This is a genomic window from Burkholderia sp. LMG 13014, from assembly GCF_905232215.1.
GTDB lineage: Bacteria > Pseudomonadota > Gammaproteobacteria > Burkholderiales > Burkholderiaceae > Burkholderia.
Map to the genome: position 1 here is coordinate 1 of NZ_CAJNKE010000251.1, position 8,430 is coordinate 8,430.

Below are 8,430 nucleotides of genomic sequence, written 5' to 3' on the forward strand. Positions count from 1 at the left end.
GGTCGACGAGCGGCGCCGTGAGCCGCATCGCCTTGTTCGTGACGATGCCCCAGCGCACGCCGCGCGCGTCGAGCTCGTCGAGCACGTCGCCGATGCCCGGGAACAGCGTCGTATGCACGCACAGATCCGTCGCGTAGTTGGCCAGGAACTCGTCGCGCATCGTTTCGTAGCCGGGCGTGTGCGGATCGATGCCGAACGCGCCGCCGAGCAGGCCGCGTGCGCCGGCCGAGGCCAGCGGCCGCAGCACGTCGAGCGGTGTTTCGGGCAGGTCGCGCACGCGTTGCATCTTGTTGACGGCAGCCGCGAGATCGGGCGCCGTGTCGGCGAGCGTGCCGTCCAGGTCGAACAGCACGGCATCGCAGTGCAGCAGGCGCGGTTCGTCGAGTGCGGCCCGCGCGGTCGAGAGAGGAGTCGTCATGCCGGTTGGAAGGTCACGCGCCGCGGCGGCACGCGACGAGGTAGTTGATGTCGGCGTCGTTCGACAGCGCGAAGCGCTTGCCGATCGGGTGATACGTGATGCCCTTGATCTCCACGATGTGCAGATCCGTCGCGCGTATGAAGCCGGCCAGTTCCGACGGGCGGATGAAGCGCGCGTAATCGTGCGTGCCCTTCGGCAGCATTTGCGCGATGTACTCCGCGCCGATCACGGCGAACAGGTAGGCCTTCAGGTTGCGGTTCAGCGTCGAGAAGAACACCCAGCCACCCGGTTTCACGAGCGTCGCGCACGCGGCGACGATATCGCCGGGCGACGGCACGTGCTCGAGCATCTCCATGCACGTGACGACATCGTATGAGCCCGGTTCGCGTGCGGCGATCGCCTCGGCGGCGATGGCCTCGTAGTCGACCGAGATGCCGCTTTCGAGGCTGTGCAGGTCGGCGACGCCAAGCGCTTCGGTCGACAGGTCGATGCCTTTCACCTGTGCACCGAGTCCGGCCATCGATTCGGACAGGATGCCGCCACCACAACCGATGTCGAGTGCGCGCTTGCCGGCGAGGTGCGCATGCGCATCGATCCAGCCGAGCCGGACCGGGTTCAGGTCGTGCAGCGGCTTGAATTCGGCGTTCGGATCCCACCACCGATGGGCGAGGTCGCTGAATTTCTGGAGTTCGTGCGGATCGGCGTTGGTCATGTCGGCAAACGGGCTACGGGAGGAGGGCGGTGCTGCGGTTCGTCAGCCCCGAGTATATAAGAAGCGGACGAGCGGCGAATCGGCGAGCGCCTGGGTAGGTGTCAAAGAAAAAGCCCCGCCGGGGCGGGGCTTTGAAGCAGTCGAAAACCGCGGCTTAGTTTGCCGGAACGGTCGTCTTCTGGACTTCTTGCGTACCAACCACTTCGACTTCCACGCGGCGGTCCGGTGCGAGGCAGGCGATGAGTTGCTTGCGGTTCTTCTGGTTGCAGCCAGTCGTAACCGGGTTGCGCTTGCCCTTGCCTTCCGTGTAGATCTTGTTGGCCGGCACACCCTTGCTGACCAGGTACGACTTCACGGCTTGCGCACGGCGCAGCGACAGACGGTCGTTGTACTTGTCCGAACCGATGCGGTCCGTGTAGCCCGTTGCGACGACCACTTCCGTGTTCATGCCTTCGATCTTCGAAGCCAGTTCGTCCAGCTTTTGCTTGCCCAGCGGCTTGAGCGTTGCCTTGTCGAAGTCGAACAGTGCGTCAGCTTGATACGTGATCTTCTGGCTCGTGATGGCCGGAGCGGCGACCGGAGCGACCGGCGGCTGCGGTGCCTGGGCGACCAGTGCGCCATCGCACTTCGCGTTGGCGGTGGCCGGCGTCCAGAACGCATCGCGCCAGCAGAGCTCGTTCGTGCCGTTCATCCACACCCATTCGCCCGTGCCGTTGACCCAGTTGTCATTGACGGCTTGGCGCGACGCCGGCACCGACTGTGCCGAAGCGGATGCAGCCATAACTGCGGTAGCTGCAATGAACGCGAGCTTTGAAAGTTTATTCATATTTCTCCTCTCGAAATTGAGATTACCGCAGGTTTACTGCGAGCCTGTTGACGGTGACAAGTCATACATTGCTCGAAGTATAACATTGGTGCGGCACAAAAAACGCGGCGCCGCCTCTGTGTAGACTTCGAGCAGCGTCTAACTTTCAGTGCGTTGGCATTTTGCCATATCGTTCCCTTCCTACGAAAAAAAATCCTCCCCACCCCAAGATCGCTTCAACTTTGTGGTGCATGCGCAACACTGACCTGCCGTAACTTTTAGAGATTGTCAAGAGTGTGGCGACGAAATTGCGCCGATGAATGCAGTTGTTTACTCGTGCGCGAGAAACAGGCGACGTTGCAATCGACTGTGATGCCGAGTCGGGTGCGATTGCGGTGTGCAATTCCGGCCAATTCGCTGCCGCCGCGATTTTCGCTATTTATATATAGAGGGGGAGGCGAATTGGCGGCTGATGGGCGCATGTTAGAATCTCGCGTTGCGTTGCGCATGCAGCGCCCACGCGAAAGGCGTTCGCCGTCTTCGCTCCGAAACGATACGGATACATGGATCAATTCGCCAAAGAGACCCTGCCCACCTCCCTAGAGGAGGAAATGCGCCGTTCGTATCTCGATTACGCGATGAGCGTGATCGTCGGACGTGCCCTCCCGGATGTCCGCGATGGCCTGAAGCCCGTGCACCGGCGCGTGTTGTTCGCGATGCACGAACTGAACAACGACTGGAACCGCGCGTACAAGAAGTCGGCGCGTATCGTCGGTGACGTGATCGGTAAGTACCACCCTCACGGTGACACCGCGGTCTACGACACGATCGTGCGGATGGCGCAGGACTTCTCGCTGCGCTACATGCTGATCGACGGGCAGGGCAACTTCGGCTCGATCGACGGCGACAACGCCGCGGCGATGCGTTACACCGAAATTCGCATGGCGAAGATCGGTCACGAGCTGCTCGCCGACATCGACAAGGAAACGGTCGATTTCGAGCCGAACTACGACGGCAACGAAATGCAGCCGTCGGTCCTGCCGTCGCGCATCCCGAACCTGCTGATCAACGGCTCGTCGGGTATTGCGGTCGGCATGGCGACCAACATCCCGCCGCACAACCTGAACGAAGTCGTCGACGCGTGCCAGCACCTGCTGGGCAACCCGGAAGCGACGATCGACGAGCTGATCGAGATCATCCCGGCGCCGGATTTCCCGACGGCCGGCATCATCTACGGCGTCGCCGGCGTGCGCGACGGCTACCGCACCGGGCGCGGGCGCGTCGTGATGCGCGCGGCCACGCACTTCGAGGAGATCGACCGCGGCCAGCGGATGGCGATCATCGTCGACGAGCTGCCGTACCAGGTGAACAAGCGTTCGCTGCTCGAACGGATCGCCGAGCTCGTCAACGAGAAGAAGCTCGAAGGCATCTCCGACATCCGCGACGAGTCCGACAAGAGCGGCATGCGTGTCGTGATCGAACTCAAGCGCGGTGAAGTGCCGGAAGTGGTACTGAACAACCTGTACAAGGCGACGCAGCTCCAGGACACGTTCGGCATGAACATGGTCGCGCTCGTCGACGGCCAGCCGAAGCTGCTGAACCTGAAGGAAATCCTGCAGTGCTTCCTGTCGCACCGACGCGAAGTGCTGACGCGCCGCACGATCTACGAACTGCGCAAGGCCCGCGAACGCGGCCACGTGCTCGAAGGTCTCGCGGTCGCGCTCGCGAACATCGACGAGTTCATCGCGATCATCAAGGCCGCGCCGACGCCGCCGATCGCGAAGGCGGAGTTGATGGCGAAGCCGTGGGATTCGTCGCTCGTGCGCGAGATGCTCACGCGCGCCGAGAGCGAGAACGCAGCGGCCGGCGGCCGTTCCGCGTACCGCCCGGAAGGCCTGAACCCGGCGTTCGGCATGCAGGTCGACGGACTGTACCGCCTGTCCGACACGCAGGCCCAGGAAATCCTGCAGATGCGTCTGCAGCGCCTGACCGGCCTCGAGCAGGACAAGATCATCGGCGAGTACCGCGAAGTGATGGCGCAGATCGCCGACCTGCTGGACATCCTCGCACGCCCCGAGCGGATCACGACGATGATCGGCGAGGAACTGACCTCGGTGAAGGCCGAGTTCGGCGACGCGCGCCGCTCGAAGATCGAGCTGAACGCGACCGAGCTGAACACCGAAGATCTGATCACGCCGCAGGACATGGTCGTCACGATGTCGCATGCGGGCTACGTGAAGTCGCAGCCGCTGTCCGAGTACCGTGCGCAGAAGCGCGGCGGTCGTGGCAAGCAGGCGACGCAGATGAAGGAAGACGACTGGATCGAGACGCTGTTCATCGCGAACACGCACGACTACATCCTGTGCTTCTCGAACCGCGGCCGCGTGTACTGGGTCAAGGTTTATGAAGTGCCGCAGGGCTCGCGCAACTCGCGCGGCCGCCCGATCGTCAACATGTTCCCGCTGCAGGATGGCGAGAAGATCAACGTCGTGCTGCCGGTCAAGGAATTCTCGGCCGACAAGTTCATCTTCATGGCAACGTCGCTCGGCACCGTGAAGAAGACGCCGCTCGAGGCATTCAGCCGTCCGATGAAGAAGGGCATCATCGCGGTCGGCCTCGACGAGGGCGACTACCTGATCGGTGCGTCGATCACCGACGGCGCGCACGACGTGATGCTGTTCTCCGACGCCGGCAAGGCCGTGCGCTTCGACGAGAACGACGTGCGTCCGATGGGGCGCGAGGCGCGCGGTGTGCGCGGCATGCAACTCGAGGACGGGCAGCAGGTCATCGCGCTGCTGGTTGCCGGCAGCGAAGAGCAGACGGTGCTCACCGCGACCGAGAACGGTTACGGCAAGCGCACGCCGATCACCGAGTACACGCGTCACGGCCGCGGCACGAAGGGTATGATCGCGATCCAGACGTCCGAGCGCAACGGCAAGGTCGTGGCTGCAACGCTCGTCGATGCGGAAGATCAGATCATGCTGATCACGACGGCCGGCGTGTTGATTCGCACCCGTGTGTCGGAGATTCGCGAGATGGGGCGTGCGACGCAAGGTGTTACACTCATCAGTCTCGATGAGGGTACCAAGCTCTCTGGCCTGCAGCAGATCGCGGAGGCCGATGAGGGCGACGGCGAGGCCGACGAGGCGTCGGACGGCGAAGCCTGAAGAACGGATGAGACTCTAGCCGCCGCAGGCGCGAAGCGCCGCGGCCGGCGAGCAACCATTCATATTTCCAAAAGGGAGTGATGATGCAAAAGCAATTCAAGCAACTGGTTCTGCTGGCTGCACTGGTGCCGACGTTCGCGATGGCGCAAGCGCTGTCGAATTCCGCACCGGCAGCTCCGGCGGCAGCTGCGCCGATCGACGCCGACAAGAAGGCAGCGATCAAGGATCTGCTCGACGCGATCGACGCGCCGAAGCTCGTGTCGGCAATCGGCAACAGCGCCGAAATGCAGGCCAAGCAACTCGTCCCGGCAATCCTGTCGGACGCGCTGTCGGAAAACAAGACGCTGAACGACAAGCAGAAGCAGGCTGCCGTTCCGACGCTGCAGAAGAACGCGGTGCCGAAGCTGGTTGACGGCGCAGGCAAGGTGTTCGGCACGCAACAGTTCCAGAACGACGCGATGTCGGCTCAGTACGACGCCTACGCGAAGTACTACAGCACGTCGGAAATCAAGGATCTGACGACGTTCTACAAGAGCCCGACGGGCCGCAAGTTCATCCAGGTTCAGGATCAAGTCGGTCGTGACGTGGTCAACGGCCTGATGCAGAAGTACATGCCGCAAGCTATCCAGGCAACGCGCACGCAGGCTGACAAGGAAGTCGCAGCAGTCAAGCCGGGCAAGTAAAGCCGTCCGGGCACGCCCCCGGCCGTTCGGCCGGGTTTGGCGGGAGCCTGACGACAGTGCGATAATGGCCGTTTGCGCGCGAGCGCAAGCGGCCATTTCTTTTCTGGCGCGTTCTGCCGGCAGCGAGCCGGTCGCGTCCCTCCGAGGTTTTCACGATGCGCGTCTTTAATTTCTCCGCCGGCCCTGCGGCGATGCCCGAGGAAGTGCTGCGGCAAGCTGCCGACGAAATGCTCGACTGGCACGGCAGCGGCATGAGCGTGATGGAGATGAGCCACCGCGGCAAGGAATTCATGTCGATCCACGAGGCCGCGCTGACCGACCTGCGCGACCTGCTCGGTGTGCCGGCCAGCCACCGGATCCTGTTCCTGCAGGGCGGCGGTATCGCGGAAAACGCGATCGTGCCGATGAACCTGCTCGGGTCGCGCAAGACGGCCGACTTCGTCGTGACGGGCTCGTGGTCGCAGAAGTCGTTCAGCGAAGCGAAGAAATACGGCACGCCGCACCTCGCCGCGACCGGCAAGACGGAAGACGGCTTCACGCGTGCGCCCACGCGCGCCGAATGGCAACTGTCGGACGATCCGGCCTACGTGCATCTGTGCACCAACGAGACGATCGACGGCGTCGAGACGTTCGAGATTCCCGATCTCGGCGACGTACCGCTGGTCGCGGACGTCTCGTCGCACATCCTGTCGCGTCCGATGGACGTCGCGAAGTACGGCGTGCTGTTCGGCGGCGCGCAGAAGAACATCGGGATGGCCGGCGTGACGCTCGTGATCGTGCGCGAGGATCTGCTCGACCGCGCACTGTCGATCTGCCCGTCCGCGTTCGAATGGAAGACCATCGCCGCGAACAACTCGCTGTACAACACGCCGCCTACCTACGCGATCTACATCGCGGGTCTGGTATTCCAGTGGCTGAAGCGGCAGGGCGGTCTCGAAGCGATCGAGGCCCGCAATATCGAAAAGGCGAAGCTGCTCTACGACACGATCGATGCGAGCAGTTTCTATTTGAACAAGGTCGAGCTGGCAGCACGTTCGCGGATGAACGTGCCGTTTTTCCTGGCCGACGAAACGCGCAACGAAGACTTCCTTGCCGGCGCAAAGGCGCGCGGGCTGCTGCAGCTGAAGGGCCACAAGTCCGTCGGCGGCATGCGGGCGTCGATCTACAACGCGGTGCCGCTCGAGGGTGTGAAAGCGCTCGTCGAGTACATGAAGGACTTCGAGCAGCGCGGCGCCTGACGGCGGCGCTGTTCAAACAGCACGGCAAAACGCATGGACGACGAACTGAATTCCCGCCTGAAACCGCTGCGCGATCGCATCGACGCGATCGATGCGCAGCTGATCGCGCTCCTGAACCAGCGCGCCGCGGTGGCGCTGGAGGTGGGCGAGGTCAAGAAGCATTTCAATGCACCGGTGTTCCGGCCGGAGCGCGAGCTGCAGGTGATCGCACGGCTGCAGGACATGAGCGCGGGGCCGCTCGCGAGCGAGCACATCAGCGCCATCTGGCGCGAGATCATGGCTGCGAGCCGCGCGCTCGAGCAGACGATCCACGTCGCGTTCCTCGGGCCGGTCGGCACGTACAGCGAGCAGGCGATGCTCGAGTATTTCGGCCAGTCGATCGAGGGGCTGCCGTGCCCGTCGATCGACGAGGTGTTCCGCTCGGTCGAGGCCGGCGCGTCCGCGTTCGGCATCGCGCCGGTCGAGAATTCGACCGAAGGCGCCGTGTCGCGCACGCTCGACCTGCTGCTGCAGACGCAACTGCTGATCAGCGGCGAGCTCGCGCTGCCGATCCACCACAACCTGTTGACGCAGAGCGGCACGCTCGACGGCGTGAAACGTGTCTGCGCGCATGCGCAGGCGCTTGCGCAATGCCAGCAGTGGCTCGCGGCGAATGCGCCGCAGCTCGAGCGGCAGGCGGTGGCGAGCAACGCGGAGGCCGCGCGTCTTGCGGCGGCCGATCCGACCGTCGCGGCGATCGCGGGCGACCGTGCAGCCGCGCACTACGGTCTGCAGATCGCGTTCTCGCTGATCCAGGACGATCCGCACAACCGCACGCGCTTCGTGATCATCGGCAAGCAGCCGGCCGGACAAAGCGGTCATGACCAGACGTCGCTGATCGTGTCGGTGAAGAACGAACCGGGCGCCGTGTTCAAGCTGCTCGAGCCGCTTGCTCGGCACGGCGTGTCGATGACGCGCTTCGAGTCGCGTCCGGCGCGCGTCGGCACGTGGGAGTACTACTTCTACATCGACATCGAAGGGCACCGCGACGACGCGTCGGTGGCAGCCGCTCTCGCGGAACTCGGCCAGAAGGCCGCGTTCCTGAAGATACTCGGATCGTATCCGCGCGCACGCTGATGCGCGGCGGCCCGTCGCCTGTTCAAGCAGGCGTGGCGGCCAGGCGGGCAGGGCAGGCCGGTCGGCACTGCCGAAGGCGGGTTCGGGCGGTATCCGGCGCAGGTTGTGCCGGATACGGGCCCGTTGCCCGGAATCTGGAATTCCGCGCGCGGGGTGTCGCCCCGCACGCGTAACTTGGCTCTTGTCGTGTCAGGCTTTGCATTCAACAAACTGGTCATTTTCGGCGTCGGCCTGATCGGCGGATCGCTGGCCCGCGCACTGCGCGAGCGCGCGCCAGGCGGCGCGGGCGAG

At 64.0% G+C, this 8,430-nt stretch carries 7 protein-coding genes and 1 pseudogene; 5 read left to right on the top strand and 3 right to left on the bottom strand.

All coding sequences use genetic code 11. The annotated features are described in order from the left end of the window. The 3 genes from JYJ84_RS21845 to ompA form a co-directional block, all read right to left on the bottom strand. Nucleotides 1–418, bottom strand: a 418-nt coding sequence (locus tag JYJ84_RS21845; protein WP_205189454.1) for an HAD hydrolase-like protein, incomplete at its 3' end; no start/stop codon positions are given. A gap of 13 nt (nucleotides 419–431) precedes the next feature. Beyond that, nucleotides 432–1,130: a bifunctional 2-polyprenyl-6-hydroxyphenol methylase/3-demethylubiquinol 3-O-methyltransferase UbiG gene (gene ubiG, locus JYJ84_RS21850; protein WP_122944781.1), complete on the bottom strand. Its 699-nt coding sequence runs from the start codon at nucleotides 1,128–1,130 to the stop codon at nucleotides 432–434. Nucleotides 1,131–1,284: 154 nt separating this feature from the next. Beyond that, nucleotides 1,285–1,956, bottom strand: coding sequence for an outer membrane protein OmpA (ompA, locus tag JYJ84_RS21855; RefSeq protein WP_122944782.1), 672 nt, complete (start codon nucleotides 1,954–1,956; stop codon nucleotides 1,285–1,287). A gap of 542 nt (nucleotides 1,957–2,498) precedes the next feature. On the opposite strand from ompA, the gene gyrA reads away from it, so the two are divergent. The 5 genes and pseudogenes from gyrA to JYJ84_RS21880 form a co-directional block, all read left to right on the top strand. Then, complete coding sequence (gyrA, locus tag JYJ84_RS21860; RefSeq protein WP_122944783.1) at nucleotides 2,499–5,102, top strand: DNA gyrase subunit A; 2,604 nt, start codon at nucleotides 2,499–2,501, stop codon at nucleotides 5,100–5,102. Between the two features lie 83 nt (nucleotides 5,103–5,185). Then, nucleotides 5,186–5,785 carry a DUF2059 domain-containing protein gene (locus tag JYJ84_RS21865; protein WP_011351329.1) on the top strand — a complete coding sequence of 200 codons (600 nt, stop codon included), beginning with the start codon at nucleotides 5,186–5,188 and terminating at the stop codon, nucleotides 5,783–5,785. A gap of 155 nt (nucleotides 5,786–5,940) precedes the next feature. Further along, entirely contained in the window at nucleotides 5,941–7,023 is a 1,083-nt protein-coding gene (gene serC, locus JYJ84_RS21870; RefSeq protein ID WP_175223442.1) for a 3-phosphoserine/phosphohydroxythreonine transaminase, read from the top strand. 33 nt (nucleotides 7,024–7,056) lie between these two features. Next, the gene (gene pheA / locus JYJ84_RS21875) at nucleotides 7,057–8,139 is read left to right on the top strand and encodes a prephenate dehydratase (protein WP_069247429.1); all 1,083 of its coding nucleotides are present in this window, start codon (nucleotides 7,057–7,059) and stop codon (nucleotides 8,137–8,139) included. 153 nt (nucleotides 8,140–8,292) lie between these two features. Beyond that, nucleotides 8,293–8,430: pseudogene (locus JYJ84_RS21880) on the top strand (prephenate dehydrogenase/arogenate dehydrogenase family protein); the annotation flags it as partial.